The organism is Aliiroseovarius sp. B-4, from assembly GCF_056857795.1.
The window spans coordinates 1-26919 of the sequence record NZ_JBSXNV010000016.1 but is presented as its reverse complement, the minus strand read 5'-3'; the positions used below and the strand labels follow the sequence as shown (position 1 = coordinate 26919).

Here is a 26919-nt window from a genome sequence, read left to right as displayed (position 1 = left end):
ATGCAAAGCCCCATCGAACGCCCGAATGCGGTCCGGATGCGCCTTGATATCGGCCTCGACAAAATCGAGAAAGGCTCCGAGCACGGGATCTTCCTCGTCGCTGCGCACGGGCTCGATATAGACCCTGCCACTCGGCTCGGTACAGTAGCGAATCTGGTCGCCCTTGCCCAGCTTGAGCTGCTTGCGCACCCCCGCCGGCACGGTCGTCTGATACCGATCCGTGAGTTTCGAGACATCTTGTGCGAGCGCTGTCATGGCAGTCTCCTGAAGAAAGGGGGCCTTTGTTGTCCGCAATGGGTAATGCATTTGCATTGCCTTGTCAAGATAAGCGCAGAATCTGCTGTCGTCGGGCAGGTCGATGAACCGTCCGGCGCAGGACCTAATTTCGCCCCGCCAGGAACTCCGCCAACACAGGACTGGCCGCACCCTTCGCGGAGCTGAGCAGCTCCGAGCCCGCAAGCGAGACCTTCGACAGGCGTACGAGCCCACCAGTTTCATCGATGCGGTAGCAGCGGCGCTTTTGCCGCCCGCGCCTGTAGTGCGTCGCGGTGACGATCTGGCAGGTGCTGCCATCGGTGAGCGTCACGGGCGCGGCGAGCCTGATCTTGTCGCCTTCCTGGTAGTCCGGGATCGCAGCCCAATCCCGGCAGCGCTGGCGCCAGTCATGGGCGTAGCTGTCGGGATCTTTCAGGTCGGAGAGGAGCTCGATCAGCCCAAGGGGAGCACGCGACTCGTTCGGGCCAGCGCTTTCCTCCATGTCCTTGTAGCCCCAGCAGCCGTCATCGTATCGGGTGAGGAAGACAGCTCCGAAAGTGATGGAGCCATCCGCATCGGTGACATAGGTCGCGTCCTCGACAGGGGTGCCGTCCCGATTGGTGACCCTAGCCGCTGCATACCAGGTGGAGCCGACCTTACAGGCCTTGACCAGTTCGGTTTTGCGGCTGTCGCCGTCAAAGGTGCAGAGCCGGGCAATCTCCGCTTTCTCGTCCGCGTAGGTCTGGACGCGGCGATCGGTGTAGAAGAGCCATCCCATTATGCCGCCCTCCGGTCATCGATTTCCATCAATGCATCGAGCGGCACGCGGTAGGGCTGCATGGCGTCGAAATCCTCGCAATTGCCGCAGTTCTGCACGATCGCGAAGGTGTCGCAGGCATCCTTGAGGATGACCCGGAAGGTGCCGCCGAGGCCCGAGGGCACCTCGTAGGTCCCGCCGATGAGATAGTCCGAGGCCCGGCGCACGAAGACGCGGATACTGTGGCCATCGGTGGCGAGCCGGATCGCCCCCCGCCCCCGGTCGATGAGCACTTGCACATCGTCGAGGATGTCAGTGTAGAATTGCCCGGTCAGATCGCGAAACGCCATGCGGCGCTGAGCCATCCAGTCGGTGTCCCGAAACGGGTTCATACCGTCGGCGAAGGCGAAAGAGGGATCGGCCTGTTCGGTGGTGACGATTCGGGTGGTCGTGCCATCGATGCCGTTCGAGCGCAGATGCACACCATTGCCGACGATGAGGATCAGGGCGGGCCTGTCCATGGGCCCGTTCCAGTTGGGCAGGAAGGTTTTGCAGGCGCGCGCATGGGCGATTTGCGCCGCAACAGCGGACGCAGAGAACTTGAGAATAGCCATGAGGATGTCTTTCGGTTGGGTGTGGGAGGGTCGACCCGCGCGGGGAATGCCTCGCGCGGGTCGCATGATGGCTCAGGCCGCTTGCGCGACCTCGCTGTCAGGCTCCGGGGTTTCCGCAGCGGGCTCCGCCTCATCAAAGGCGATACCGGCGGTCTGCATCATCGGCGGGCACCAGGCGGCCACGGCAGCGCGCTGCGCGTCCGTGAGCGTGGCGAAAGGCTCGGCGAAGAGCTTGTCGCAAAAGGCGACGATCTCCTTCTTGCTCGACGAGGCCAGCGTCACCGCCTCCTGGGCCAGGCCCAAATCCTCGCCGAGGATCTTCAGGAGCCAGGCCTTCTTGAAGCGGTTGAAGAGCGCCGCATTCGGCGTCCAATGCGCCCGGATGTCGGGCATGATCTCGATCTCGAAGTCATGCATCAGGCTGTCGCGCTGGCGGTCCCGTGCGAAGCAGGACTGCGTCGTGCTGGCGGTCGCATAGGCGACGAGCTTGGCCTTCTCCCCTGCCTCCAGCGCGCGAAACGCCGCGAACTGATCGGCGGGCGCGCGGGCGTCATCGAGCCACGAGAGATCAAGCGCATCATGCGCCGCCGCCACCTGCTCGAGCGAGGTCTCGTCGATCTCGTCCATCTTGGCATGGCTGCGGTATTCCTTGCGGGCATCGATCTTGATCGCCTGCGTGACACTCATGCCGCTGGCCAGAACATCACTGACCAGCTTGAAGAGCGTCAGATCGAGCGTGGCCTCCGGATGCAGCGCCATCGCGGCGCCGAGGGCCATGGCCCGCTCGGTCTTGAGGTCCTCGGCCAGCGAGGCCGGGTAGGTGAATTCGCCGGCGTCTGGGGCCTCCTCCCCGGTCGGGCTAGCCGAGGAGCCGCGCGCGCCCTCCTCTTTGACGGTGTCTTCCGGGCGGACGAGGCCCACATGGAGCGTGATCTGCCCACCCTGCCACGAGGCGATCACCCCAGACCGTGCAAGGTCCTCGGCGCTGTAGGCCTCCTGCAGATCGCGGGCTTCCTCTTCCAAGGCATCCACGCGATCGTAAAGCGCGTTGTAGGCACCGTCCTCGAGCCCCTCATCCTCCATCTCGAGCTGCAATTTCTCAAGCTCGGCGGTGATCTCATCGATGCGCTTCTGGGCAGCCTCATCCGGCTCGATCGGGCCGGGATAGACGCGGCCGTAGTCGGCCATGGTCGCGTAATCATAGCGCACCATCGCATCGGCCCAGGCAAAGCCCAGCCTCATACGGGCCTCTTCGGCAGCGGCACCGAGCTTCTCAAGCAGGATGGTCTCGACCAGAGCCGCATCCTCAAGCACGGAATGCTCATCCAGCAGATCGGCTGCGACGGCACCGCCACGCGCCTCGTAGTCCGCGCGCACGAAAGCCCCGATATCGTCGCTGACCTGCACGCCGCGGGATTTGAGGGCCTGACGGACGGTATAGGCCTGCAGATAGCCGCCGTCCTTCGTGAGCGCCTCGAAGACCTCGCGCTGCGCCTCCTGGCTTGGATGCTCAGCAAAGGCCTTCATCGTGTCGAGCGTGATCACCTTGCCCCGAGCCGCGGCGCGGATGTCGGGGTGGATCAGGCCATAACGCAACCGGCCTTTCACGGCCGCCACCGTGGTGCCGAAGGTCTTTGCGATCGTCTCGGGCGTTTGGCCATCGACCTCCATCATCCGAGCGAAAGCCTCGAACTCGTCAATGGCGTTCATCGGCGCCTGGGTGACGTTCTCGGCGAGCGACAGCGCCGTGGTGACGTCGCAGTCTTCTGGCACAAGGCGGCAGTCCACCTTGGTCTTCGCCGTGAAGCCCTTGATGGCCTTGTCAGCGACCAGCTCCTTTAGCGCGGCATGCCGCCGGCCACCGGCCAGCACGGCGTATTTGCCGTCGATCTTCTGGACGAGGAGTGGCTGGAGCAGGCCCAGCACAGCGATGCTGGCCTTCAGATGCGCGATGTTCTCGGGGTCATAGGTTTCCGGCGCGTTGCTGCGCACATTGGCGGGATGCGGGACGAGATCGCCGATAGCGACGGTAAGGGGAGCAAAGCTTGTGGTCATGGGATATCCTTCCAGGAGGGTGAGGTGTGGCCCGCGCGCTCACGCGCGTGACCAATCCCCGGCTTCAGGGATCACCACGACAAAAGGCCCACTTTCCCTTTGAGGGGTCAGTGGGCCTTCATCGCCTGGGGTTTCAGGAGGGGGTGTCCCCTGCCCTACCAGTCGCGCGCCAGCATGATGGTCAGCACGCGCATGGTGGCGGCGGGATTGTCCGGGGTCTCAGCCCCGTAGCGGAAATCCGAATCTGCCTCATAGAGATCGATTTTCCAGAACACGGTCTCGCCCCGGACCTCGACCGCCCCGAAATCGTGCCAGCCTTCCGGGTCATTCTCAGGCTCGAATGTATCGAACTCACCGGTCGCCTTCACCGCCTCGGCCATGAAGCCGTCACCGGCCTCCATAAGCGCGCGGGTGACATGCATGCGGCCCTGGATGGGCTGCGCGGGCGGCACCCCAAGGCACGCGAGCTTGCGAAACGCGTCGTTTTGCGCCGCGATCACGGTCGGATCCGGAAGGTCTGGCTGGGGTTGAACATTCATGGACATGGGGATCTCCTTTGAGAGGTTTGAAACACCCTTCTCAAAGCCCACTTTTCCTTTTCCGCTTGGCGGAGGAACCCGGTCCAAACCTGCCCGAACCAAACAGTTCCAATAGTCCGCTCTGCGGACAAAGCGCTAATTCGCTGCAGTTACTCGAACGACCGCTTCACGGTGAATCTAAATTCGTTCGGCAAAGCGCCTGATGCGTTGCACCAGGCGCCTCTTGTTCCTGTCACATCGCGTTACTTGATGGCGAGGATGTCGAAGTTGTGGACGTTAGCGACCACACCGTCGTCCCACCCGCCAGCGACCAACTCCGCTGCCCGTTCGTTCAGCAGCCCGGCGACTTGACCGGCAAAGTGTGCTTCACGGCCAGCATTGTTGGTGAAGATGTCGAAGATTGCGAAGGATGTTTCGTCAATCTGCAGCGCCGCCCAGAACAATGTGCCGGGTTCGGTTTCTCCGACGATGGCACCAGCTGCGGTCAGCAAGGCTGCCAATTCCGGCCCTTTGCCGGGTGCTGCTTCGAGCGTGATGTACGTGGCTGTCGTGGCCGAGTAGAGATCAACCGGTTCCCTCACCGACAGGACATCGGAATTGTTGATATTCGCGACAACACCATCGTCCCAGCCCCCGGCGACCAGCGCGTCGGCATTTTGGTTCAAAGCCGCGGCCACAGCGCCGGAGAAATGCGCATTGCGCGCTTCTTCATCCACGAAGATATCAAAGATCGCGAGCGTATCGTCGTCTTGTAAGGCAAACCAAAGCACGGTGCCTGGTTCGGTGTCCGCGACAATCGGGGCGGCTCCGGCCAGAAATTCGGCGAATGCTTCGGTCTGGCCTTCAGCGGCGGGCATGGCGATGTAGCTGGCAGTGTGATTTTCCATTGGGGTTTCCTGTGCGGCTGCAGATGTTGTGATCAAGGCCAAAGCGGCGAGTGTCTTGAGAATTTGGGCTTTCATGGTCGCCTCCTGATTGAAAGGTCGTTGTGTTTGCTTTCGATGCATCCTTTTCCCATGCCGAATGCCTCAGGCACCAATCCCGAACTTCTATTCTTTGATAGACATGTGCTATGGTGAACCTCATGGCGAAAAGTGACGGAGACTGTGGCAGTGGAGATGAACCAGATCAGGTATTTTTTGGCTGTCTGCCAGCATCGCAACTTCACCCATGCCGCTAGCGCCTCAAATGTTTCCCAACCGTCCTTGACGACCGCGATCAAGAAACTTGAACACGAGCTCGGGGGTGATCTGTTTGTCAGGGACCGCGCGGGATGCAGGTTGACGGCACTCGGAAAACTCATGCAGCCAAGGCTACAGAAAGCGCATGACGAAACGCAGGCAGCTAAGGCAGAAGCCGTCCGCCACACGCGACTAGAGCGGGTTCCTATTTCTGTCGGTGTTGGCGAAACGATTGGTCACAACCGGATTTCAGCCGCCGTGGAACGCTTCCGTACACGATTGCCGCAAGCCGAAATAGAGTTGATCGTGGCGTCTGCCTCCAAGCTTCTGGCCGGATTGCGAGAGGGTGAATTTGACGTCGTTGTCACAGCGGCGACGGTCAGTGAAGACCTCTATCGAATAGACCAGCTCTATGACGAGTCCTACAAAGTTGTGGTGTCCAAGTCGCACCCGTTGTCTGGACGAAACGCTATTTCTCTTTCGACGCTCGCTGAAACTGACATGCTCGATCGACCCAATTGCGAAATGCGCGATGCGTTGCATGGGGCATGTGCAGAGCAAGGTCACGAACTCTACGCGGCCTATCGGTCAAATCGCGTGGATTGGTTAGTCGAACTCGCGCGGCAGGGATTAGGCGCGGTGATTTTGCCAACCACGGCAATTCCAGCAGACAAGGGCCTCGTTTCGATACTCATCGACGGCCTTGAAATTTCGCGAACTGTTTCTGCTCTTCGTTATCGGCACCAAACGACGAGACCAGAGACAAATGATCTGATCGGTGAGATTGCGCGTGTGTAGGCGTAGTATCATTGATGGCCGACATTCGCGCATAGTGCAGTAACTGGTACTTTGGGCTCGGAGCTGCCTTTCGCGGCGCCTTGCGCGAAAGGCAGCGTAGCAGACCTCCCGGGATTTCGCTGTCACAACGTTCTCTGAACGACCGTGCCTGTAGAACAGCCAAGCGGGGACGGCTCGCACCAAGTTTTCGAAGTCGTTGACCGGATCGCTTTCGGAGGAGTAACTCGGAATTAACGAATTGCCGAAACCACGACCTCAATCAGCACGTCCTTGCCGAGTTCGGCCACGCCGATGGTGGCACGCGTCGGTAGGTCACCGGCATCTAGCCATTCGAGCCACGCCTCGTTCATGCCTTCCTTCTGTTCGAAATCAGTAATGTAGAGCATGGCTGTCACAAGGCGGTCCTTGGATGAACCAACCTCGGCCAGCAGCTTGTCGATCTTGATGCAGATCTGTTGGGTCTGTCCCTTCATGTCCTGGCTCAAGTCATCTGCGACCAGACCGCCGAAATGCAGGATACCGCCTGCCTCGACAACACGGTGATTGATACGGGTGGGTATGTGGCGTTTTAGCATTTGCTATTCCTTCATGTTTGGGGCGCGTCAACAAAACGCGCAATGGAAAAGGGTTGAAGCGGCGCGTTACTGGCACCGGTGGCAATGAGGTTGCCCATGATCTCTCCGACGCCCGGCCCCAGTTGAAAGCCGTGTGCGGAAAAGCCGAATGCATGGTAGAGGTTTTCATGCTGGGCAGATGGTCCGATGACCGGAATATCGTCGGGCATCCGCCCCTCGACGCCGGACCAAGACCGAATGATCGTTGCATCGCGCATCGGCGGGAAGATGTCGATTGCGGTCTGGGCTGTGAGCATGAGTTCGGGAAATTTCATCTCCGATAGGTTCTTTGACTTATCCGCACGCCCTCTTCGACCGCCGCCAATAACCACCGTTCCGTTCGGCATCTGCTTGAACGACAGTGGTCGGCCCGATGCGCCGACCACGGCATCGCAAAAATGCGGCAGGCGCCCGGTGACAATCATCATGGGGGCAATCGCCTCGACTGGGGCCGGTTCACCCAAAGACTGAGCAAGCTCTCCTGCCCACGCGCCGGCCGCGTTCAACAGCGAGGGGGCAGCGAACCGCAGCGCGTCTGTCTCGACCCGCCAATCGCTTCCGTCCTTTCGCACCTCTCTCGCGCGGGTATGCTCGAAAAAACGCACGCCCAGGGACTCGGCCTTGCGCTGAATGGCGAATACCGTCTGGTAGGGTTGGGCAAATCCGTCATCCAAACAAGCCAAACCGCCGACCACGTGATCCGCGACTGCGGGCAGATGCGTGCGCACCTCCGATCGATCCAGCAGCACCTCATGGGTGAACCCCAGCTCGTTCAATTCGTTTCGGCGCGCCGCAAGCCGTGCAAGCTCGTCCTCGGTTTCGGCAACTATTATCTGCGGTGCGATCTGAAAGCCGCAGTCATCTTCGAGAAAATCGGCAATACTATACCACATCTCCATCGAGCGTTGCGAAATCGGCACCTCGGCGAAATGGCGGCCAAGGCGGCGCACCCCGCCCGCATTCACCCCCGAGGCATGACGTCCGACAGTGTCCTTTTCCAGCACAATCACCGACATCCCGCGCAAGGCGGCGTGGAGGGCGGCCGAGCAACCGTGGATGCCACCACCGATGACGATCAGATCGGCGCTGTGGTCCATCGCGCTCATCGGTTTTCGGGTCCGTCGGCGGCCGTGAATTGCGCAAGCTCCGACAGCGGGATCGGTTTCAGCGGCGGCCGAATGCGGTAATATCCGGTCGCCTCAGGCGTCTCGCCGCGTTGCTGGGCGATGATGGCACTGACAACCGGGCCGCAAACTCGGCCTTGGCACGGCCCCATCCCGGCCCGAAGATAGGATTTCACCTGGTTAGGGCCGGGCGCTCCCAGATCCACCGCTTGGCGAATTGCGCCCGCCGTCACCTCTTCACAGCGGCAGATAATCGTATCGTCAGCCGGCGCGGTGACATGCGGGGCGGGCGCATAAAGCGCTTCGAGAAAGGGGCGGACGGCCGCGTCACGGGCGCGCGCCGATTGCAGCACCTTCAGAAGGTTCGCATCGCCGCGTCCGTCGCACGCGGCAATGGCAAGTGCGATGATTTCGCCATGGAGCGCAGCGCTTCGCGCGCCGCCGATCCCCGCCCCATCGCCAGCGACGTAGACTCCTTTGACGGAGCTTTGCCCGCTGTCATCCGTCACCGGGCGGAAACACTGTTGCGAGGCATCCCAGACGTGATCACAGCGCAATAGCCGGGTAATCTGCTGGTTCGGCACGACCCCCTGATGCAGCGCGACGGTGGTCGCTTCGATCCCCTCGCTTCTGCCTTTACTGGTGAAACGGATCGCGCTGACGGAATCCTCTCCTTCAATCGCTAGGTTCTCTGCCCGCTCGACAATGCGCACCCCGGCGTTCCGCACCTTACGGATCAGCTGCCATCCTTTGGTCAGATAGCCAGGCGCGCGCAAGGCGGCAGGCAAATGCCGGAGGGCTGCGCGGTAATGCGCGCGTGGCGTCGTTTCGATCACCGCGCGAGGCGGTGCGCCCGCATCGACCAGTTGCGCAGCCACCAACCACAAAAGCGGTCCGGACCCGGCGATGACCGCGTCTTCCTGCACGACCCCCGACGACTTCATTAAGATCTGCAGCGCACCCGCTGTAGTTACGCCTGGCAAGGTCCACCCCGGCAGGGGCCACGGCCGCTCAACCGCTCCGGTGGCGACGATGATCCTTTTTGCAGCGATCTGCGACGACGCACCCGCGCGGCTGAAATCAATCACCCGGTCAGTCGAAATGTTCCAGACGAGCGCGCCGTCCATCCATGTCGCCTTAGAGGCGCGAAAGGCGTCGACGATGGCTCGGCCCTGGGCATAATCCGGCCCCAGAATATCGGTGCAGGCCTTACCGGCCGTCTCTATTGCACGATAGATTTGGCCGCCCGGCGACGGTTGTTCGTCCAACAGTATGGTGTCGTATCCCATCCTGGCGGCCGCCGTAGCCGCAGCCATTCCAGCCGGGCCGGCGCCGATCACAGCGATGTCACAGGTTTTTGTCACGGTTGCACCTCCACGCTGCCGCGCTGGCGGCGCACATCCAGCCCGTCCGCGGCTTTCGTCATGCAAGCTTGTCGGTTGGGAACCCCATCAACTTCGACTAAGCAGTCGAAGCAACTGCCCATCATGCAAAAGATGCCCCGCGGTTCACCGCTGACGACGCTGTCCCGCAAATGTCGGATACCGGCGGCGATCAGAGCTGCAGCGATGCTGTCGCCCGGTCGCGCTACGACGGTCTGGCCATCGAAGGTGAATTCGAACCTCTCGTCACCGGTTTCAATTCGTCTGACCATGGAACCTCCTTGAGGAAAATGCACCCATGTCCGGAGTCAGCTCTCCGGCCGCGATCATCGGCGCTAGGGCCAGCGCATGCGCGCCCGCCAGCGTCACGCCGGAATGGCAGTTGAGAGAGAAGATCCCCGGATGGGTTTGCGATTGCTGATAGATTGGCGCACCGTCCGGCGTGAGAATCCGCACCGCGGCCCAGGACCGGATGATACGGAGATCGGCCAAGGCGGGAAAACAGCGGATAGCGTTGCGGGCGATCTGCGCCATCACTGGGGTTCCCGACCAGGTGGAATAACCGGTATCCTCGTGGCTGTCGCCCATCATCACGGTGCCGTCGGCGGTCTGGCGTAAGAGATGCGTAGGCATCGGCAACAGCGGCGCGGCACGTTCCGTGACCAGGATCTGTCCCTTTTCGGGGCGCAAAGGAATGTCGAGACCCAACTGCGGCGCAAGCCGACTGTTGCCATGACCTGCGGCTAGCACCACCTTCGCCCCCCGAAAGACGCCTTTTGGCGTCGTCACGCAATAACCTGAACCGTCGGGTTCGACCGCTTCGGCGCGCGCGTCGCTGGCATAACGGCCGCCACGTTCAGCCAAGGCGGCATGCAGGCTCCTCAGCAGGGACAGTGGATTGGCGTGGCCGTCATGCTTACCATATGACCCTCCAACCACATCCGGTCCGAGCCCCGGCACTAGCTTATCCAATTGCTTACGGTCCAGCATCTCAGCGCCGTAGCCGAGCGCCCCGTTGACGTTATGCATACGCGTGTTGAGAGCGCGCACATTCTCCATCTCGTCCTCGGAGAGGCAGAAATGCAGTCCGCCGGGCTTATGATAATCGGGCGAGATGCCGGAGTCTTCGGCAAGACAATCTGCGAATTCCGGCCAGAGATCGGCCGAGCGCCGTGTCCAACGGGCGTAATCATGCATTCCGCTTCCTTTGGACTGCACCCAGACCAAGCCGAAATTCCCGCGCGACGCCCGCAACGCAACATCACCTTCATCGAGCAGGATCACTTTTTCGCCCTGCCGCGCCAACCCCCAGGCCACGGCAGCGCCGACCAACCCCCCTCCGATGACGAGGGTATCTGCGGTATTCTGCGTGTTCATCGCTTTCCCTCTCCGATCAGTAAGCGGTCCAAGCCATAGAGCCGATCGATTAGCAGCATCAGGGCGACTGTGAATAGAATTGCCACCGCTGACACCGAGGCTACCAGTGGATCGGTAGTCTGTGTGATATGCGAGAACAGCCGCACCGGCAGCGTCGTAGTCGAGGGGTTCACGATGAAGACCGTGACAGTCAACTCATCAAAGCTGGTAATGAATGCCAGCATCCAGCCGCCGATCATCCCGGGCATGATAGCGGGCAGCGTGACGCGCCGGAACACCGTTAGCGGTTTCGCCCCAAGGGAAATCGCGGCTTTCTCGACCGACCGGTCCAGCCCAGCTACCGAAGCCAACACCAGCCGCAGAATGAACGGCGTGATAATAATTGCGTGGCACAGCATGAGCCCGATAAAGGTGCCGTTCAACCCCAACAGGCTGAGGAACCTCAGAAAGGCGATGCCAAGCACTACCGTGGGCACCATGAGCGGCGACAAAAAGAGCGCTTGCAACGCGTCGCGACCCGCGAAGCGCCCGCGTCCGATGGCCAGCGCGGCGGGCACGGCCAGCACAGTCGCCAACGTTGCCGAGGCTATGCCCAGCTTTAGGCTGATCCATGCGGCAGTGATGAATTCCGGGTTGTCCAAGATGGCCCGGAACCAGCGCAGCGAAACGCCACTTGGCGGAAACTCCAGAAACCCCTCGGGAGTGAACGACACGCCAATAACCACAACAATTGGGGCCAACATGAAGCTCACAAAAACGAGACTAAAGAGGATGGAGAGCGGTCCGTTCTGTCTCATTCGAAAACCTCCCCGTATCGGCGTTCGACAAGGCTATTCCAGCTTAGCATCACAATGAGAACCGCAACCAGCAGCAGCATCGCGATCGCCGCACCCAGCGGCCAATTCAAAGTGTTTAGAAATTCATCGTAAACCGTCGTTGAAACAACCTTGACGCGTCGACCGCCCAAGATTGCAGGCGTTGCAAACGCCGACGCAGACAGTGAAAACACGATCAAGGATCCCGAAAGAACACCCGGAATGGCCTGCGGCAAGATGATCCGAAAAAAGATCGTGCGCGGCCGCGCACCTAGAGATTCAGCCGCAGCTTCGGTCGCAGGGTCTTGCCTTTGAAGCGCCGCCCATACGGCCAGCACCATAAACGGCACCATAACATGCACGAGCGCTAGAACGATCCCGCCCGACGTATACATCATGCGGATGGGTCGTTCGATCAGACCGATGTCCATCAACGCCGTATTGATCACGCCCTTGTTGCCCAGCAGGATCGCCCATCCCAATGTGCGCACGACGACCGAAATCAGCAGAGGGCCGATCACGATCAGCACGGTGATCGAGCGCCAGAATGGCGACATGCGATAGAGGATGTAGGCTTGAGGCACACCGATGGCGGCACAGATCGCCGTAGTGATCAGCGCGATCAGAAAGGTGCGCCCGAAAATTTCGTAGAAATAGCTATCGCCCAGAACTTCCGCATAGTTGGCGAGGCTCAGGTCCGTGCCGATACCGCCGTAAAAGTCGAAGCTGTTAAAGCTTAGCATGAAGGTCATCAGAAGCGGCACTAGCAGCAACACCGCGAACAGAACCAAGGCTGGCGCACTCAGCAGCCAAGCGCGGGAGGTTTGTGTCGTCATGCCGAAGTTTCCTCGACGGGAAGGATGCGAATGTCTTCGGGCTTCCAATCCAACCCAACAACCTCGCCCTCCTCGGCTTCGGCGCGACCGGTATTATATCGCATCACGAGCATGTCGCCGAGCTCGGTTTCTATCCGCAGAAGCCACTGGTTACCCATAAACACACGCTCGGCAACAGTGCCGCGCAGCTGCCCAGCTTCAGGGTCTACGAGCGCGATCCGTTCGGGGCGCAGCGCGATCTCGACCGGGCCGGGACGCAGATCGACTAGGGGGCCGTGCAGGCGGAGCGATCCGCAGACCAAGGCCGAGCCCTCGGATCCGGTGCTGTCCAGCCGCGCGGATAGGTTGTTGCTTTTGCCCAAGAAGCGAGAAACGAAAGAAGATTGTGGCGTCTCGTAAATATCGAAGGGGGTTGCATCTTGCCGCAGCCGGCCTTGATCCATCACCACAATACTGTCGCTCAACGCCAGCGCTTCGGATTGGTCGTGCGTAACCATTAGGGTCGTCACACCGGCTTCGCGCTGGATGCGGCGCAGTTCCAGCTGCATCTCCTCGCGCAGCTTCGCGTCAAGGTTCGACAGCGGCTCGTCGAGAAGCAGGAGCTGAGGCTCGATGACAAGTGCGCGGGCCAGTGCCACCCGCTGTCGCTGGCCGCCGGACATCGCCCTAGGATAGCGATCTCCGAGATGGCTTAAATGCACAAGATCTAGCGCAGCGGCGATCCGGCGCTTGCGCTCGGCCTTCGAAACTTTGCGCATTTCAAGGCCAAAGCCGACATTTTCTTCCACCGTCATGTGCGCGAACAGTGCGTAGGTCTGGAAGACGATGCCTAGTCCACGTTCGCGCGCCGGGATCCCAGCGAGGTTTTTCCCGTCAAGAACGATCTTACCTTCGGTGGGCGCTTCGAATCCGGCCACCATTTGCAGAGTCGTCGTCTTGCCGCAACCCGACGGACCGAGAAGGGAAACAAAGCTACCACGCTCGACAGCGAAGGACAGTTCCTCAACCGCCGTAAATGCGCCGAACCGCTTGGTCAGGCCGTGTAGTTCTAGAAAAGCCATGAAGAATTCCGGTGAATACGAGATGTTAGTGGGGCCTCAAAAGGCCCCACATTCGGGGATCAATTAGAAATTCAGCGCTCGACCTCGCGCGCCCACCGCTTGGTCCATTCCTCACGTTTCGGGTTGATCACGTCCCAATCCACCGCCATCAGATCGGCGATCTTGTCGCCATAGGGCAGCGTTTTGGCCAGGTCTTCAGGCAACTCTGCCTCCTTGTTCGAAGGACCGGTGCCCATCGCCTCGGCTAGCCGCACTTGAACCTCGGGATCGAGCAGGTAGTCAATAAACAGCTGCGCCTCTTCCGGCACATCGCTGTCGACCACCGGACATGCCGCGATCATAAGCGCGACCGCGCCTTCTTCCGGATAGGCGAACTTCGCTGAGAAGCCGGTATCGGCCAAGGATTTGGTGCGGCCCGAGCCCCAGATCGAAAGGGCAATTTCCTCGGACTGGAAGAGCTCCGACATCTTACCCGAAGACGGCTCGAATACCAAAATGTTCGGAGCGACTTCTTCGGTCATTGCTGTAAAGCCTGGGTCGATATCATTTTCCCCGCCACCGTTCATCCGCGCCATCATTACCAGCGTGTGCAAACCATAAGTGTTAGAGATCGGTGGCACCGAGAGGATGCCCTCGAACTTTGGATCGGTCAGGTCCATCCAACTGCTTGGCGGCTCCCAGCCTTCGCGTTCGAACCACTCGGTGTTGTAGGTGAACCCAGTCGCGACGAAACCGAGACCGATGGAGTTTTCGCCCAAGCGAGCAATATCGTAGACATTTTGCTTGATTTCGCTGTCCTTGATCGGCGCGCAAAAGCCCAATGCGTCGGCCTGATACATTGGACCGTCGTCAAGAATTACGACATCGAGTTCTTGCGCTGAACGCTGCGCCTGCAATCGTGCTAGGTTTTCCGTCGAGTTGCCCGGCACGAATGCAATCTCGACATCATGCGCTTTCTCAAATTGCGGAATAACCAACTCTTTCATAAGCGTCTCAAACGAGCCGCCATACCCGCCGACAGTCAGCGTTTTGTCCTGCGCGGCGGCCGTGCCTGCCACGGCCACGCCAAGTGCAGTGGCTAGGGTGATGGATGAATAATTCATGGCAGTTTCCCTGTTGTTTGTTTCTATATTGCGAGCAAAGGCTTTCTTTTGCTGCCATGCAATTGAATTTAGTTTAGAAGTCCATTCCAATTGGTTATAAGGCTGATATGGCGCGCGCAAATATCAAGCAGATCGAGGCATTCAACGCCGTAATGAAGGGTGGATCGGTCACGAACGCCGCCAAAAATCTTTTTATCAGCCAACCGGCCGTCAGTAAGATGATCAGGGCTTTCGAGGAAAGTTGCGGGTTTACGTTGTTCATGCGCGCATCGGGACGGCTGATGCCAACGCCCGAAGCGCGTCGGCTGTATCTGGAAACCGAGAAGCTGATTACCGGCGTGGCACGGGTCGAGAATACCGCTCGCGCGATCCGGGATTTGGAACGGGGCGAAATCTCGGTCGCGGCCTTTGCCGCAGTCAGTTTGCGGCTGCTTCCTATGTTGACCGCGCGTTTCCTGGCGGAACGCCCTGACGTGCGACTATCGATCGTGACACGTAGTTCACGCAACGTTGCAGATTCCATGCTGACGCAGGCGGCCGATTTTGGCATTTCCATGGTCCGCAGCGATCACCCCGGATTGCGATGCCAGATCTTCAGCGAATGCTCGATGATCTGCGCTTTGCCGGCCAATCATCCGCTGGCGCGGGAGAGAGTGATCGATCTGCGCATGCTGAAAGGAGAAAGGCTGATCTCGCTCGGGCGCGAAGACCAGTCAAGTGGCATCGTGCTAGATGCGTTCGACCGCGCTGGCGTTAGCCTAGATGTGTCCATTACGGTGCAGATGGCCGATACCGCCTGCATGTTCGTTCGGGAAGGTCAAGGTGTTAGCCTGGTTCCTTCGCTGACCACAATCGGCTGGGGATCTGAAGAACTCGTATTTCGCCCGATCCAGCCCTCGGCGACTATGCCCATCTGGATCTATACATCGGCATATGAGCCCATGCCTGAACTAGCGCGCAAACTGTTGGATACACTAAAAGCTGGGATCGCCTCCATCGAAGACGAATTTCGCACACAATGATTCTGGATAGTCGAAGTTCTCGAAGGACCCGCAGCCGCCTACCCCCTATAAGTGTTAGCATCCAAGTGATTTATAATGATATGCTTGTTCTAGAAAAGCTTAGGGCCGCCTATAAGGCGGCCCAGCTATAGCGTCGGGGGTCCGTCACGAACAAGCGTGCTGCCGACCGTATCCCGACGTTTCAAGAGCATACGTAGCGATAAGGACGGTAAATGTCAAGATATTTGGGGGCGTCTGACGTTCAGGCGATACAGAATTTATTATCGGCTGAACGACTAGCAACGTTCCAAGCACTCACGGCATCAGGGTCGCCCGAGGATGCAATTGAACTGCATCAAACGACGATGAGCTTAGGTGTATCGATTATGGCCGTGACAGGGTTGATAGAGGTCTCTCTACGTAACGCTGTTTGCCACGTCATGCACAACAATTTCGGCGGGAACCACTGGCTACGCACACCTCCACCAAACACATTCACGTGGGCCTACTTGGAAGAATCGTCCATCGCCAAAGCTACGACGCAGGCCCAGCGAGCAGCATATTCCAAGATGACTGGGGCGCAAAAGAGCGCGTTGGATGCTCAGGCATACCCCAATGGAGTGCCATCAAATGCAAAGCACCGAATGATCGCCAAAAAACGACAGTCCACGATCACCATTCCCGACAGTCAGGTAATCGCTCAGCTCACCATTCACTTTTGGAAGCGTATGTTTTCAGAGAACTATGAACAGACGCTTTGGAAGCCTGCTTTAAAAACTGTCTTTCCCAACAAGACGCTCGGTCGCTCGGATGTCGCGGACCATCTTGAAGTAATTTACGAAATGCGAAACCGGCTGGCCCACCATGAACCGGTATATGGGACACGTCTTGAAAAAATTCTGGAATCTATCGATTTCGTTACACTCAATCTTTACAGCAGAAGGCCAGCACTCGAAAATCCGTTTGCCAAACTAATCATGCCTCAGCGCGATCTATTGCATGGGCAAGTGGCAATTTTTGAAGCCACCTTTAGACGTCTTACCCCTTAAACTAAGCTGCATGGTGTGTCTGACGTCAGCGCCTGTGGGACAGATTTGAGGAATTGAACAACGGAGGATTTCTGGTTCATCGTAACCTTGATGGAGTGAAGATGAACAAGAAATCCGGAACGTCGAAGGACGCAGCTGACAAGCTGGTAAAGAACATCCGCCGCAAGACCCGTCAGACCTATTCGGCGGAGGAAAAGATCCGCATCGTCTTGGCGGGTCTGCGAGGCGAAGAGAGCATCTCAGTCCTCTGTCGTCGGGAAGGGATTGCCGAGAGCCTGTATTACAGCTGGTCGAAGGAATTCCTTGAGGCTGGCAAACGCCGCTTGTCCGGCGACACAGCTCGACAGGCAACCTCGCCAGAAGTCAAAGATCTGCGCTCGGAGTCACTTGCCTTGAAAGAATGCGTCGCAGATCTGACCCTTGAAAACCGTCTGCTCAAAAAAAGCATGACAGGGGCTGGGGAGGTCGAGGAATGAGATACCCTGCGTCCGAGAAACTGGAGATCATCCGCACTGTTGAAGGATCACACCTGCCCACCAAGATGACCCTCGACATGCTGGGCATTCCCCGCACAACTTTCTACCGCTGGTATGATCGCTACGTCGAGGGCGGGCTCGATGCCCTGGCCGACCGCTCTCCCCGGCCAAGGTCGGTCTGGAACCGGATTCCCCAAGACCGACGCGATGACCTGATCGAGTTTGCGCTGGAGCATGAAGCGCTGACGACACGGGAGTTGGCGGTCAAATATACGGATGAGAACCGATATTTTGTTTCTGAATCATCAGCCTATCGTATTTTGAAAGCAGCTGACCTCATCACGGCCCCAGATTATGTAGTGATCAAGGCTGCGGATGAGTTTACCGAGAAGACGACGGCCATCAACGAGATGTGGCAGACCGACTTCACCTACTTCAAGATCATTGGCTGGGGCTGGTATTACCTGTCCACCATCCTCGACGATTACAGCCGCTACATCATCGCTTGGAAGCTCTGCACAAACATGCGGGCCGAGGACGTGACGGACACGATTGAACTGGCTCTGACCGCATCGGGCTGTGACCAGGCGGTTGTGCGTCACAAGCCGCGTCTGCTCAGCGACAACGGCTCCTGCTACATCTCTGGCGACCTGGCGGCATGGCTGGGGGATCAGAAAATGGACCACGTCCGCGGGGCGCCATTCCACCCACAGACACAAGGCAAGATCGAACGCTGGCACCAAACGATGAAGAACCGGGTTCTGCTGGAAAACTACTACCTGCCCGGCGATCTCGAACACCAGATCGGGGCCTTCGTCGATTATTACAACAACGAGCGCTACCACGAGAGCCTGAGCAACGTCACACCCGCCGATGTCTACTTCGGTCGCGACAAAGCTATTCTGAGAGAAAGGGAAAAGATCAAGAAACAGACTATCCGACAACGCCGCTTGCAACACCAGAAACAAGCCGCATAATCAATCACACGAACGAGCCAGAGCCTCCAATGCTCAAGCCGCTCTGATGTCCCATTTTATATGACGACGGACACCGTTATCCTTCCCGAAACGTCGATCCCTGACCATGACAATCTCGTCTCACTTCCGGTAGCCGACATGGAAATTGCAAGAGATGTGGCAGCGCTTCGTTTCCGCCATCAGGCTTCTCGCTCAGAAACAAACGAACTGGTGCGGGAGTTTTCGCGGAACTGAGCTTTGTAAAGAGCGGACATTGGCGCTTCGTGCAGCATCGGTCAAAGTGGGCTCGAAGCTGCCATTTTCTGCGTTGCGGAAGAGCATAGGTCATGCTGCCTCAGCGCCCTCCCCTGCCCTGCACGCCTCCGATCTGGCGATCAGATAGTCGCAGGCCCGCTGCGCGTCCGCGGCGTGCCGGAAGATTGCGCCCTTGTCCGACCGAAGAACGCGCAACCAGTTGTGAAGGTAGGCGGCATTCATCTCGAGCGTATGCGCGGTAAAGCCCAGCGTCTGACCCAGGAACACCGAGGTCAATTCCGCGACGATCTCCTCGCGAGCATAGGACGTGTTGCCAAACTTCGAGAACCCGAAATCGCGGTTCAGCCGATGGGGGGCTTTTGTGGCATGGGTCTTATGCCGATGTCGGCATAAGACCCATAATGCCGATGTTCGGATTATGCCGCGCCGATCCTCACACCCTTAAGTGCTGCGAGAAGACCGGCGCGGTGTGTCGGCATAATTCAGAGCGCTTCGAGGAATGCCAGCAGCTCGTCACCCGGTCGATATCGTCCACCCGTGCCGTCAATCGGCTTCGTCAGCGCCATTGCCCTTTCCTTCAGTTCGATATCGGCATGGATGTAGACCTGTGTCGTCTCGACCGATTCATGGCCCAGCCAGAGCGCAATGATTGTTCGGTCCACGCCGCTCTGCAGGAGCTGCATCGCGGCGGTGTGGCGCAGAACATGGGGTGTGACGCGCTTCAATCTGAACGTCGAGCTGTTCGAGGCGGCGGTGGCCGAGTGCTTTCGAACGATCCGTTCAACCGCGTCTCGGCTCAAGGGCGCGCCTCGGATCGTTGCAAACAAAGGGTCGTTGGGTTCGGCGTCAATCTGGGCAAGCCAGGCTTTCACAGCATCCCGACTATCTGCCCGAAGTGGCGTCGCGCGTTCCTTGCGGCCTTTGCCCATGCATCTCAGGTGCGGCCCCGTGCCGAGTTCAACATCCCTGACGCGCAGGCCGATCAGCTCCGATACACGCAGGCCGGTTTGGATCATTGTGAGGAGCAGGACCCGATCTCGCCGCCCAAACCAGGTCGATTGGTCGGGCGCCTTCAGCAGGGCCTCCATTTCGTCACGGGTCAGGAAGTCCACGACACGTTTTTCGTGCCGCTTGGAGGGCATCGCCAGCACCTTCTGGCAATGATGCAGCAACTGGGGTTCACAGCCCGCGACATATTTGAAGAACGAGCGAATGGCCGCGAGGCGCGTGTTTCGGCTTCGCGCGCTGTTGCCGCGTTTCTCCTCGCAGAAGGTCAAGAACTGCCCGATGATGTCGGCGTCAATATGAGCCACATGTAGCTCAGTCGGCGGCAGCCTGGTTTGCGCCTCGGCGTATCTCAGCAAGAGCCGGAAGGTGTCGCGATAGCTGGCAATCGTGTTTGGGCTGGCCTGCATCTGGGTTAACAGCCGCTCGGTGAAGAACCGCTGCACATAGACGGGCAAGGGATAGGTCGCGATCATGATGCGCCCTCCAGAACCTGCTGTTCAGCCCGCGCGGCAGCGAGTTGCATCAATTCTGGCACGGCCTCGATGTACCAGAATGTGTGCTTTGGCTCAGAATGGCCGAGATAGGTGCTGAGCTTGTACATCTCGGCTTCGATGTCCCGGCCATCGCGGAACCAGTCCAGGATGGTGTGGACGGCAAAACTGTGCCGCAAATCATGGATGCGCGGTCCATGGCCGTGGCGGTTGAAGGCTTGCGGTGACCGAAGGCCGATATTTCTGCCGACCTGCGCGAAGTTGTAGCGTGCCCCGCAATCTCCCGCCGGTTCGCCATCCTCTTTGATGAAGAACCGGGATGATTGACGCGGGACCAGCCGGTCCCGCAACCCGGCATAGTGGGCAAGCCGCTCAACGGTGCCGCCGTTGATGGGAAGCTGCCGGTCCTTGCCATTTTTGGTGTTTCTGAGCGTGAGCAAGCCGCGTTTCAGATCGACGTCCTGCCGATCCAGAGACAAAGCTTCGCTCACGCGCATGCCTGTCACCGCGATCAGACCGAACAGGGTCTGCCACAATGCGGCTCGGAGGCCGTAGGGTGACGGCAGCCGACCTGCCTCCGCAACAATGTCTGCAATCTGCCTGGGCGTGTAAATGTACGGCACCCGTCTTCGGTAGCGACCTGTGACAAGCTGACTGGACGGGGTTTCGGTCCGATCATCGTGTTCCGCGAGCCAGTAGGCGAACCTGCGGACCATTCCAAGGCGGCAAGACCATGTGTTGTTGTCCGCGCTGCCGTAGTTCGCTTTCCAATCAAGGAACAAGGGCGTCGAGATCCGATCGAATCCGTTTTCATCGCCATAAGTCGTGAACTTGCGCAGGACACGTTCGTCGAAAGAAAGATCAAAGCCCATCGAGCGCCGCAGGGCCAGGTATTCGTCAAGTCGTTGAGATAGCGTCTTCATTGCACGTCTCCCGAAGTCGGCCAGGGGCGCGAGATCAAGCGCAGGGCATCCACATCGTATTGCGCATAGATGGTCGTGGTCATCGCGGATCGGTGACGCAGCACATCCCCGATCTCGGCTAGTGAAGCGCCCTTTCGCAGCATATCGGTGGCCAGGCTGTGTCGCAGAATGTGCGTGCCGATATACGCTTGCGGCGGGCTGATGCCGGTCGCATCGTAGGCATCCCGCAATATCCAGCGCAGGATTTGGGCGTCCTTGAACCTCTTGAACGGCGGTTTCACCGAGACGAACAGCGCGCGTTCCGGCCCCCGGCGCTCATTCTTGATGTAATCGACAATCGCCTCGCCAACCTCCGCCGGCAGTGGCATCCGATCCTGCAACTGCCTTTTGCCGCGGATCAGGATTTCGCCGGCGCGCCAATCGATGTCGTCCAGCTCTATTGCCGTAACTTCCGGCGCACGAAGACCGAGCCGGGCGATCATCAACAACATTGCATAGTTGCGCCGACCCGTTTTCTCGTGATCGCGAACCACCTCGATGAGACGATTGACCTCTTCGGGCTCAAGATATCTCGGAATGCCGGTCGGCTTTGGCTGCCGCGCCTTTGGTACGGCGTTGCTCAGGTTGCGCTCGGTTTTGCCGCTCCAGAACAGGAACTGGAACAGATTGCGAAGATGCGACGGGCCGGTCTTGTCACGCGGCGCGTTTTGCTCCTTTCGCAACCAAAGTATGAACCCCGTGATGTCGTCGGGCTTGATGGTGTTGAGGTCGCCCAGACCGGCACCGAACTTGGCAGTCAGGAAGCGGTCATAAAACCGCAAGCAGTGGTAGATGGTGTCCTCGGATAGGCCACGCTGGACGCGGAGGTAGGTTTCGTATTCCCGTTTCAGGACAGCCCTTGGTGACATATCGAGGGGCGGCACAGAACGCTGCGGTGCGCCCGCGTTCTCAATCAAGTAGTCCCAGAACCGATTGATGCGGTATCGACAATGTTTTTTGTCTTTCGCAGAAGCGGTGTCGATAACCGGCACCACCAGTCGGTCCATACAATCTTTGGTCAAGTCAGCGGGCCCGAGGTCCGCCTTCAACATCGCGGCCCAGAGCACCTCGGCTGTGGCCTTGTAGCTGGCAACGGAACGGAGACTGTATCCTTCCTCTTCGATCCGACGTCCGAAGCGTTCCGCATGGTTGTCGGCATATTGCGGCGTTCGGATTGTCTGATCAGGTTTTTCGTCGTTTTTCATAAGCATTTCCTTCACTGGTTGAAGGTTGCGCTTATGGCAGAGGGCGGATGCGATTGGCGCTGTCGAAACGTGCACATGGCGGTTTTCCAAACCGACCTCTCTCTGGCTGAAAGACGGACGATCTCTGCCGCCGTCTTATGCAGCCTGAAAACGCGAGGAACCCAACGAAAAAAGCAATCGCCAGCAGAAACGCGGCATAATCCAAACATCGGCATTATGGATCACCTCGTGGGCTAAAGTCCCATAGTAGCCTGCTGCATTGTGAAACGTGGCAATCGGCGGCATGTGGATGTGATCTTTGGCGGGGCTGTAATAGGCACGCGGGTCGTCGCTGGTAAGGATCTCCGCCCCTGTCCGGCTGAAAAACGCATCAAGCTCCGGATCTTCCGCCGTGCCAAGGTCGCGCGGGGCCTCGGGCCGGATGTAGTAGTCCTCCGCCAAACCTTCGATCTGATCGGCATTGAACACGCGGTAGGCGCGCGCGTAGGGCATCTCTTCCTCAATGCCCAATTCGTTCTCTCGTGTGAACGTCCCGTATTTGACCACGGTTGACGACGTTTCGCCTTTGCGGACCTGACCCCCCAGTTCCTGCGCCTGTTTGTAGGTCATCCAGCGGCTGGACACATAACCATGCTTGGCCGCCATGACCCAAAGCATCAGGATATTAATCCCGCGATACTCCTCCCCGTTGTGCCGTGTAGGCAAGGCAATACCGGACGCGTTGCCGGTCCACGGCTTGCGCCATGGCGGCGTGCCCGCCTCAATCTCTGCAATAATGGTGTCGGTGACATGGGCATAAACATCAAACTTCGGTGCCATTTGTGGCCTCCTCGATCAAAGTGACGCGGGTGAGGCTTCGCGCCCCCTTCCGCCGATGGGCTGCGCCTCGGCCACCTGATCTGACCGAATACGCATGTATTCGGCGGAACAGAGTGGGAGAGGGCAAAGCCCGACCCACGGCCCTGAACGGGGCTGTCAATCGGCCACATTTGCGAAGAAAATGTCTGCGCCAAAATCAGACGCCAATTTGCCTCGCGAGGAATGGCTCGCCTGCGAGACAGGGGAAATAGGTGGCTGATTTTGGGGATGGACTAAGGTTGACCGCCACGGTCAGGGATGTTGGGCGGACCAAACAAAAAGAATGATGTCTGGATCGGGGTGAGCGGGCCAACGGCCCGTTGAGCTCCGGTGCAGTCTATTGGGAGATGTTGCCCGCGCGTTTAAGCGCGGGTTCTTCTGAAACCATACGAAACTTCCCAGGCCGCGCGCGATACAAGGCCAAAGCAATCCCTCAACCCGCTGACAAAATTACAAGATATCGCAGACAGTCCGCTGAGTATATGGTTCTTAAATGTAGACCCATCCCCTAGGTTGAACTAGACTTAAGCTATGACAAGCGAATCGAATAGTCTTTCACGATGGCAGCAGGATCGCCGTGCATTCATTGAGCACAGGGTCTTTTGGCGTGGACGTGTCGGCCTTGCGGATCTGATGGATGTTATGGGCCTCAGTCGGGCTCAAGCTTCGAAAGACCTCAATAGCTACATCAATGATCATCCCGAACACATCATCTACGATAAAACGGCCAAGACCTACGTTCTGGGCCCGAAGTTCGAAGAACACTACACTACGCTTGATCCGTCAGAGTATCTTGATGATCTCCTGTCGATCTCACGGGGCGGTTCAGTCCCCGCTGCAGACTGGATTGTCTACCAACCGGACATTCTGGCAACCACTGTGCCTGGGCGCGGACTAAGCGCACTAACACTTCGCAACGTCTTATTAGCCTGTGAACAGCGCAAAGAGCTGCAAATAAGTTATCAGTCGATGTCGTCCCCCGATCCAGAAGATAGCGTTATCATTCCTCATGCCCTCGCGCATGACGGATTTCGTTGGCATGCGAGAGCGCTTTGCTCAAAAGACCAAGTTTTCAAAGACTTTGTTCTCGGACGCATACTGAAGAGCGAATTGGGGGAAAAATCAGATGCCGACCCCGGTACCGATGAAGACTGGCACCAAACAATAACGCTCAAAATCGCACCGCACCCTGGCCTTCCTGAAAACCAACGCAGGATTGTTGAGCTCGACTATGCAATGAATGACGGGGCGGCAGAACTTTCAGTGCGAAAGTGCCTATTGTTCTACAATCTAAAGCGGCTAGGGCTTGATGTTGATCCTAGTATCCGCGCCCCACAGGATCAGCACATAGTTTTGATCAATGACGGAGAAGTCCGCGCTGCTCTAGAAAGGGGGCGGCGATGAGTGCTTTCGCGAGACAAGACTACAAGATGTCATTCAGCACCGGTGGGCTCTTCCTGAACGAAAGCCTAGAAGTCGCGCGCTTGCATGAAGACGGTGAAGCTTGGGAAGACACAATTCTCAGAGCCATGGAGGAAGGCACAACCAGCCTACCAAAAACAGCATCGAACCGTCGATCGTTGCGCGAAATTTCTAACCGCCTGCTTACTCTTACGAATGAGGAACGCGCTTACCTTGTGGAAGAGGCGGACCGCTCCGAACAGCAGGCGATGTTGTGGATCGCCACATGCCGCGCATATCGGTTCATTCGTGAATTTGCGGTGGAAGTGGTGAGAGAGCGATACCTATCTTACCAACTCGATCTACCGCTCGAAAGCTTTGACATTCTTTTTGAGGCAAAAGCTGAATGGGATGAAGGACTGGCCGGATTAAGTCGGTCGACCCGCCTGAAACTTCGTCAAATCATGTTTCGCATGATGCGTGAAGCAGGGATCATTTCAGAAGATGATCGCATTCAAACCGCGATTATTTCCACACGTTTGAAACACATGATTGAAGATCACAACCCCGGCGAGCTGGCCATTTTCCCAAGCGTACCGGTTGAGGGAGCTTAAATTGAAACGACAACTAAACCGGAAAGAGCGGGCCGAGCACCTCTACCGCGTGATCACCAGTGAACGCTTCCTTACCAAACAAGGCCTAGGGAATGAAGTGCCATTTTTCATCTATCCCTTTCCTGCCGAGGAAGGGCTCACCATGGTTGAGGATCGCGAAGATCTTGTGGCCCGAATTCAGCACTCTGGCACTCAAGTGTTGGACCTGAACCTTTACGATATCGCGCTCGACATACTTTCAGAGCGCGGGATCTTAGAGCAGGTTCTCGAAATTGAGGCCGACAGTAGCAAGGGTGAGATCAAGGAGCTTCTACAAGGCGTCTTGGACCCACAGGCCCACCTGATCCCGCGTATTGGACAGGCGATCCAAGCAATCCCGCATGACGTCATTTTCTTGTCAGGCGTCGGTGAGGTATACCCTTACATCCGCTCTCACAACGTGCTGAACAACCTACAAAGCACTGCGAAAGAAGCACCAACCGTTCTCTTCTTCCCAGGAAGCTACACCCATGCTTTGGCGACTGGCGCGTCATTGGATCTCTTTGGTCAGCTTCATGACGACAAGTATTACCGCGCCTTCAACATTCTGAATTACGAGGTCTAAGCCCATGGCCCAGCTGCTTAAAGACATTTTTGAGAAACCCGTTGATCGCGCCATTGACGGCGTCATCAAGGCCGACGACGAGGCAAGCCTCCGCATCGAGCTCGACGAGTACGTCATCACAGGGGAGATCGGCCAACGGCTGGAGCAGTTCCTCGAAGCCTACAACAACTATGACACTTCAAATGGCGTCTGGATCTCTGGCTTCTTTGGCTCTGGTAAGTCGCACTTGCTGAAGATGCTGGCTCTACTGCTTGAAAATCGTGAAGTCGACGGCAAAACCGCTCATGAGATCTTTGTCGAAAAGCTCAAAGGCGAGCCAATGCTGGCAGGCGCTCTCAGCAAGGCCGTTTCCATCCCGTCGAAATCGATCTTGTTCAATATCGACCAGAAGGCAGATGTGATCTCGAAAACGGAAGTAGATGCGCTTCTATCTGTCTTCCAAAAGGTCTTTGACGAAGCCTGCGGGTTCTATGGCAAACAGCCTCATATCGCGCAATTCGAACGCGACTTGCAGGGGCGTGGGCAATTCGAGGCATTCAAAGAAGCTTTTCGAAGCGCTGCCGGTAAAGACTGGGAACGCGGTCGAGAACAGGCGCTGCTCGAAGCCAAGAATATTGCGACAGCGTTTGCAGAAGCAACCGGTGGTGATCCTTCAGATGCAAAAGACATCCTGAGCCAATACCGGAAGGACACACGCGTCTCGATTGAGGACTTCGCTGGCACAGTCAAAGCTTGGATCGATGACCAGCCCAAGGGTTTCCGGCTCAACTTCTTCGTTGACGAAGTCGGCCAATATATTGCGGACAATGTAAAGCTCATGACCAACCTGCAAACCATCGCAGAGAGCCTTAACACCAAATGCAAAGGGCAGGCTTGGATCATAGTAACTGCGCAGCAAGACATGGCATCGGTTATCGGCGACATGACGCAACAGCAAGAGAATGACTTCTCCAAAATCCAGGCCCGCTTCGGCAACCGCATGCCGCTGAACTCGGCCGATGTCGCCGAAGTGATCCAGCGCCGCCTCCTCGCCAAGACGTCGGAAGGGCAAGTAACGCTTGGCAACCTTCATGACCGCGAAGAAAACAACCTCAAGACCCTGTTCGATTTTGCTGACGGCTCGATGAAGCTCAAAAACTACCGGGATCGCGACCACTTCATCTCAAGCTATCCTTTCCCCCCCTATCAATATGACCTCTTTCAAATGGCGATCACGTCTTTGTCGGAGCACAACGCATTTGAAGGCAAACACAGCTCGGTTGGCGAGCGGTCGATGTTGGGCGTTTTCCAAGAGGTCTCGAAGAAGCTGAAAGACAAAGAAGTCGGAGGGTTAGCCACTTTCGATCTCATGTTCGAAGGGATCCGCATGTCTGACGTCAGCGCTTTTGGGACAGATTTGAGGAGTTGAACAACGGAGGATTTCTGGTTCATCGTAACCTTCATGGAGTGAAGATGAACAAGAAATCCGGAAGCAGCAAAGCGTCTGCAGATAAATTGGTAAAGAACA

27 protein-coding genes and 1 pseudogene are annotated in these 26919 nt (G+C 58.0%); 8 read left to right on the top strand and 20 right to left on the bottom strand.

All coding sequences use genetic code 11. The annotated features are described in order from the left end of the window. The 6 genes from AC13C8_RS00735 to AC13C8_RS00710 all read right to left on the bottom strand — a co-directional run. Positions 1–255: type II toxin-antitoxin system PrlF family antitoxin (locus tag AC13C8_RS00735; protein WP_482845981.1), on the bottom strand; the 255-nt coding region annotated here is incomplete at its 3' end. A 124-nt stretch (positions 256–379) separates the two neighbouring features. Continuing rightward, positions 380–1033 (bottom strand): DUF6927 domain-containing protein, encoded by a 654-nt coding sequence (locus AC13C8_RS00730; protein ID WP_482846068.1) that lies wholly within the window; start codon positions 1031–1033, stop codon positions 380–382. Beyond that, positions 1033–1626, bottom strand: coding sequence for a regulator (locus AC13C8_RS00725; RefSeq protein ID WP_203212330.1), 594 nt, complete (start codon positions 1624–1626; stop codon positions 1033–1035). The genes AC13C8_RS00730 and AC13C8_RS00725 overlap by 1 nt, the downstream gene beginning before the upstream one ends. 72 nt (positions 1627–1698) lie before the next feature. After that, the gene (locus AC13C8_RS00720; protein WP_482846066.1) at positions 1699–3681 is read right to left on the bottom strand and encodes a ParB/RepB/Spo0J family partition protein; all 1983 of its coding nucleotides are present in this window, start codon (positions 3679–3681) and stop codon (positions 1699–1701) included. A gap of 155 nt (positions 3682–3836) precedes the next feature. Continuing rightward, on the bottom strand, positions 3837–4226 hold the full coding sequence (locus AC13C8_RS00715) for a DUF3768 domain-containing protein (RefSeq protein ID WP_482846065.1): 390 nt from the start codon (positions 4224–4226) through the stop codon (positions 3837–3839). Positions 4227–4462: 236 nt separating this feature from the next. After that, positions 4463–5182 (bottom strand): putative quinol monooxygenase, encoded by a 720-nt coding sequence (locus AC13C8_RS00710; protein WP_482846064.1) that lies wholly within the window; start codon positions 5180–5182, stop codon positions 4463–4465. A gap of 156 nt (positions 5183–5338) precedes the next feature. Here AC13C8_RS00710 and AC13C8_RS00705 point away from each other — a divergent pair, with 156 nt between their 5' ends. Beyond that, complete coding sequence (locus tag AC13C8_RS00705) at positions 5339–6199, top strand: LysR family transcriptional regulator (protein ID WP_482846063.1); 861 nt, start codon at positions 5339–5341, stop codon at positions 6197–6199. A 230-nt stretch (positions 6200–6429) separates the two neighbouring features. Here AC13C8_RS00705 and AC13C8_RS00700 read toward each other — a convergent pair whose 3' ends face one another. The 9 genes from AC13C8_RS00700 to AC13C8_RS00660 all read right to left on the bottom strand — a co-directional run bounded on the left by AC13C8_RS00700 (position 6430) and on the right by AC13C8_RS00660 (position 14631). Further along, positions 6430–6774 (bottom strand): RidA family protein, encoded by a 345-nt coding sequence (locus tag AC13C8_RS00700; RefSeq protein WP_048599692.1) that lies wholly within the window; start codon positions 6772–6774, stop codon positions 6430–6432. A gap of 11 nt (positions 6775–6785) precedes the next feature. After that, the gene (locus AC13C8_RS00695) at positions 6786–7919 is read right to left on the bottom strand and encodes an NAD(P)/FAD-dependent oxidoreductase (protein ID WP_048599693.1); all 1134 of its coding nucleotides are present in this window, start codon (positions 7917–7919) and stop codon (positions 6786–6788) included. Continuing rightward, positions 7916–9301 carry an FAD/NAD(P)-dependent oxidoreductase gene (locus AC13C8_RS00690; protein ID WP_074842147.1) on the bottom strand — a complete coding sequence of 462 codons (1386 nt, stop codon included), beginning with the start codon at positions 9299–9301 and terminating at the stop codon, positions 7916–7918. The genes AC13C8_RS00695 and AC13C8_RS00690 overlap by 4 nt, the downstream gene beginning before the upstream one ends. Further along, the gene (locus tag AC13C8_RS00685) at positions 9298–9591 is read right to left on the bottom strand and encodes a (2Fe-2S)-binding protein (RefSeq protein ID WP_048599694.1); all 294 of its coding nucleotides are present in this window, start codon (positions 9589–9591) and stop codon (positions 9298–9300) included. The genes AC13C8_RS00690 and AC13C8_RS00685 overlap by 4 nt, the downstream gene beginning before the upstream one ends. Then, positions 9575–10696 carry an NAD(P)/FAD-dependent oxidoreductase gene (locus AC13C8_RS00680; protein WP_048599695.1) on the bottom strand — a complete coding sequence of 374 codons (1122 nt, stop codon included), beginning with the start codon at positions 10694–10696 and terminating at the stop codon, positions 9575–9577. Before AC13C8_RS00680 ends, AC13C8_RS00685 begins: the two co-directional genes overlap by 17 nt. Further along, positions 10693–11493, bottom strand: a complete 801-nt coding sequence (locus AC13C8_RS00675; protein ID WP_048599696.1) for an ABC transporter permease — start codon at positions 11491–11493, stop codon at positions 10693–10695. Before AC13C8_RS00675 ends, AC13C8_RS00680 begins: the two co-directional genes overlap by 4 nt. Beyond that, positions 11490–12347 carry an ABC transporter permease gene (locus AC13C8_RS00670; protein ID WP_048599697.1) on the bottom strand — a complete coding sequence of 286 codons (858 nt, stop codon included), beginning with the start codon at positions 12345–12347 and terminating at the stop codon, positions 11490–11492. Before AC13C8_RS00670 ends, AC13C8_RS00675 begins: the two co-directional genes overlap by 4 nt. Continuing rightward, on the bottom strand, positions 12344–13408 hold the full coding sequence (locus AC13C8_RS00665) for an ABC transporter ATP-binding protein (protein WP_048599698.1): 1065 nt from the start codon (positions 13406–13408) through the stop codon (positions 12344–12346). Before AC13C8_RS00665 ends, AC13C8_RS00670 begins: the two co-directional genes overlap by 4 nt. A gap of 71 nt (positions 13409–13479) precedes the next feature. After that, positions 13480–14631, bottom strand: coding sequence for an ABC transporter substrate-binding protein (locus tag AC13C8_RS00660; protein WP_482846062.1), 1152 nt, complete (start codon positions 14629–14631; stop codon positions 13480–13482). Here AC13C8_RS00660 and AC13C8_RS00655 point away from each other — a divergent pair. The 3 genes from AC13C8_RS00655 (at position 14619) to AC13C8_RS00645 (ending at position 18014) form a co-directional block, all read left to right on the top strand. After that, on the top strand, positions 14619–15533 hold the full coding sequence (locus AC13C8_RS00655) for a LysR substrate-binding domain-containing protein (RefSeq protein ID WP_482846061.1): 915 nt from the start codon (positions 14619–14621) through the stop codon (positions 15531–15533). The genes AC13C8_RS00660 and AC13C8_RS00655 overlap by 13 nt on opposite strands. A gap of 212 nt (positions 15534–15745) precedes the next feature. After that, positions 15746–16561, top strand: coding sequence for an Abi family protein (locus AC13C8_RS00650; RefSeq protein WP_053084903.1), 816 nt, complete (start codon positions 15746–15748; stop codon positions 16559–16561). Between the two features lie 101 nt (positions 16562–16662). Next, a protein-coding gene (locus AC13C8_RS00645; protein WP_370726549.1) for an IS3 family transposase occupies positions 16663–18014 on the top strand; the annotation gives its coding sequence in 2 pieces (ribosomal slippage) (positions 16663–16998 and positions 17001–18014; 1350 coding nt in all). A gap of 324 nt (positions 18015–18338) precedes the next feature. Here the strand turns inward: AC13C8_RS00645 and AC13C8_RS00640 are convergent. The 5 genes and pseudogenes from AC13C8_RS00640 to AC13C8_RS00620 all read right to left on the bottom strand — a co-directional run. Beyond that, positions 18339–18638: pseudogene (locus AC13C8_RS00640) on the bottom strand (zincin-like metallopeptidase domain-containing protein); the annotation flags it as partial. Positions 18639–18751: 113 nt separating this feature from the next. Beyond that, positions 18752–19750 (bottom strand): tyrosine-type recombinase/integrase, encoded by a 999-nt coding sequence (locus tag AC13C8_RS00635; RefSeq protein ID WP_482846060.1) that lies wholly within the window; start codon positions 19748–19750, stop codon positions 18752–18754. After that, positions 19747–20640, bottom strand: coding sequence for a tyrosine-type recombinase/integrase (locus AC13C8_RS00630; protein ID WP_482846059.1), 894 nt, complete (start codon positions 20638–20640; stop codon positions 19747–19749). Before AC13C8_RS00630 ends, AC13C8_RS00635 begins: the two co-directional genes overlap by 4 nt. Before the next feature lie 47 nt (positions 20641–20687). Beyond that, complete coding sequence (locus AC13C8_RS00625; RefSeq protein WP_482846058.1) at positions 20688–21935, bottom strand: tyrosine-type recombinase/integrase; 1248 nt, start codon at positions 21933–21935, stop codon at positions 20688–20690. 135 nt (positions 21936–22070) lie between these two features. Next, positions 22071–22754, bottom strand: coding sequence for an ArdC family protein (locus tag AC13C8_RS00620; protein ID WP_482846057.1), 684 nt, complete (start codon positions 22752–22754; stop codon positions 22071–22073). A gap of 570 nt (positions 22755–23324) precedes the next feature. Here AC13C8_RS00620 and AC13C8_RS00615 point away from each other — a divergent pair. Genes AC13C8_RS00615 through brxC form a run of 4 tightly spaced genes read left to right on the top strand, consistent with a single transcriptional unit; the run spans position 23325 to position 26820 of the window. Then, on the top strand, positions 23325–24197 hold the full coding sequence (locus AC13C8_RS00615) for a BrxR family transcriptional regulator (protein ID WP_482846056.1): 873 nt from the start codon (positions 23325–23327) through the stop codon (positions 24195–24197). Next, a complete protein-coding gene (locus AC13C8_RS00610) occupies positions 24194–24808 on the top strand; it encodes a DUF1819 family protein (protein ID WP_482846055.1) in 615 nt (204 codons plus the stop codon). Before AC13C8_RS00615 ends, AC13C8_RS00610 begins: the two co-directional genes overlap by 4 nt. Position 24809: 1 nt before the next feature. Beyond that, on the top strand, positions 24810–25412 hold the full coding sequence (locus AC13C8_RS00605; RefSeq protein ID WP_482846054.1) for a DUF1788 domain-containing protein: 603 nt from the start codon (positions 24810–24812) through the stop codon (positions 25410–25412). A 4-nt stretch (positions 25413–25416) separates the two neighbouring features. Continuing rightward, entirely contained in the window at positions 25417–26820 is a 1404-nt protein-coding gene (gene brxC / locus AC13C8_RS00600) for a BREX system P-loop protein BrxC (protein WP_482846053.1), read from the top strand. Positions 26821–26919: the final 99 nt, after the last annotated feature.

Coding starts and splice junctions, on each gene's coding strand:
- AC13C8_RS00730 (WP_482846068.1), bottom strand. CDS start 1,033: ATGGGATGGCTCTTCTACACCGATCGCCGCGTCCAGACCTACGCGGAC.
- AC13C8_RS00725 (WP_203212330.1), bottom strand. CDS start 1,626: ATGGCTATTCTCAAGTTCTCTGCGTCCGCTGTTGCGGCGCAAATCGCC.
- AC13C8_RS00720 (WP_482846066.1), bottom strand. CDS start 3,681: ATGACCACAAGCTTTGCTCCCCTTACCGTCGCTATCGGCGATCTCGTC.
- AC13C8_RS00715 (WP_482846065.1), bottom strand. CDS start 4,226: ATGTCCATGAATGTTCAACCCCAGCCAGACCTTCCGGATCCGACCGTG.
- AC13C8_RS00710 (WP_482846064.1), bottom strand. CDS start 5,182: ATGAAAGCCCAAATTCTCAAGACACTCGCCGCTTTGGCCTTGATCACA.
- AC13C8_RS00705 (WP_482846063.1), top strand. CDS start 5,339: ATGAACCAGATCAGGTATTTTTTGGCTGTCTGCCAGCATCGCAACTTC.
- AC13C8_RS00700 (WP_048599692.1), bottom strand. CDS start 6,774: ATGCTAAAACGCCACATACCCACCCGTATCAATCACCGTGTTGTCGAG.
- AC13C8_RS00695 (WP_048599693.1), bottom strand. CDS start 7,919: ATGAGCGCGATGGACCACAGCGCCGATCTGATCGTCATCGGTGGTGGC.
- AC13C8_RS00685 (WP_048599694.1), bottom strand. CDS start 9,591: ATGGTCAGACGAATTGAAACCGGTGACGAGAGGTTCGAATTCACCTTC.
- AC13C8_RS00680 (WP_048599695.1), bottom strand. CDS start 10,696: ATGAACACGCAGAATACCGCAGATACCCTCGTCATCGGAGGGGGGTTG.
- AC13C8_RS00675 (WP_048599696.1), bottom strand. CDS start 11,493: ATGAGACAGAACGGACCGCTCTCCATCCTCTTTAGTCTCGTTTTTGTG.
- AC13C8_RS00670 (WP_048599697.1), bottom strand. CDS start 12,347: ATGACGACACAAACCTCCCGCGCTTGGCTGCTGAGTGCGCCAGCCTTG.
- AC13C8_RS00665 (WP_048599698.1), bottom strand. CDS start 13,408: ATGGCTTTTCTAGAACTACACGGCCTGACCAAGCGGTTCGGCGCATTT.
- AC13C8_RS00655 (WP_482846061.1), top strand. CDS start 14,619: ATGGCGCGCGCAAATATCAAGCAGATCGAGGCATTCAACGCCGTAATG.
- AC13C8_RS00650 (WP_053084903.1), top strand. CDS start 15,746: ATGTCAAGATATTTGGGGGCGTCTGACGTTCAGGCGATACAGAATTTA.
- AC13C8_RS00635 (WP_482846060.1), bottom strand. CDS start 19,750: ATGATCGCGACCTATCCCTTGCCCGTCTATGTGCAGCGGTTCTTCACC.
- AC13C8_RS00630 (WP_482846059.1), bottom strand. CDS start 20,640: ATGGGCTTTGATCTTTCTTTCGACGAACGTGTCCTGCGCAAGTTCACG.
- AC13C8_RS00625 (WP_482846058.1), bottom strand. CDS start 21,935: ATGAAAAACGACGAAAAACCTGATCAGACAATCCGAACGCCGCAATAT.
- AC13C8_RS00620 (WP_482846057.1), bottom strand. CDS start 22,754: ATGGCACCGAAGTTTGATGTTTATGCCCATGTCACCGACACCATTATT.
- AC13C8_RS00615 (WP_482846056.1), top strand. CDS start 23,325: ATGACAAGCGAATCGAATAGTCTTTCACGATGGCAGCAGGATCGCCGT.
- AC13C8_RS00610 (WP_482846055.1), top strand. CDS start 24,194: ATGAGTGCTTTCGCGAGACAAGACTACAAGATGTCATTCAGCACCGGT.
- brxC (WP_482846053.1), top strand. CDS start 25,417: ATGGCCCAGCTGCTTAAAGACATTTTTGAGAAACCCGTTGATCGCGCC.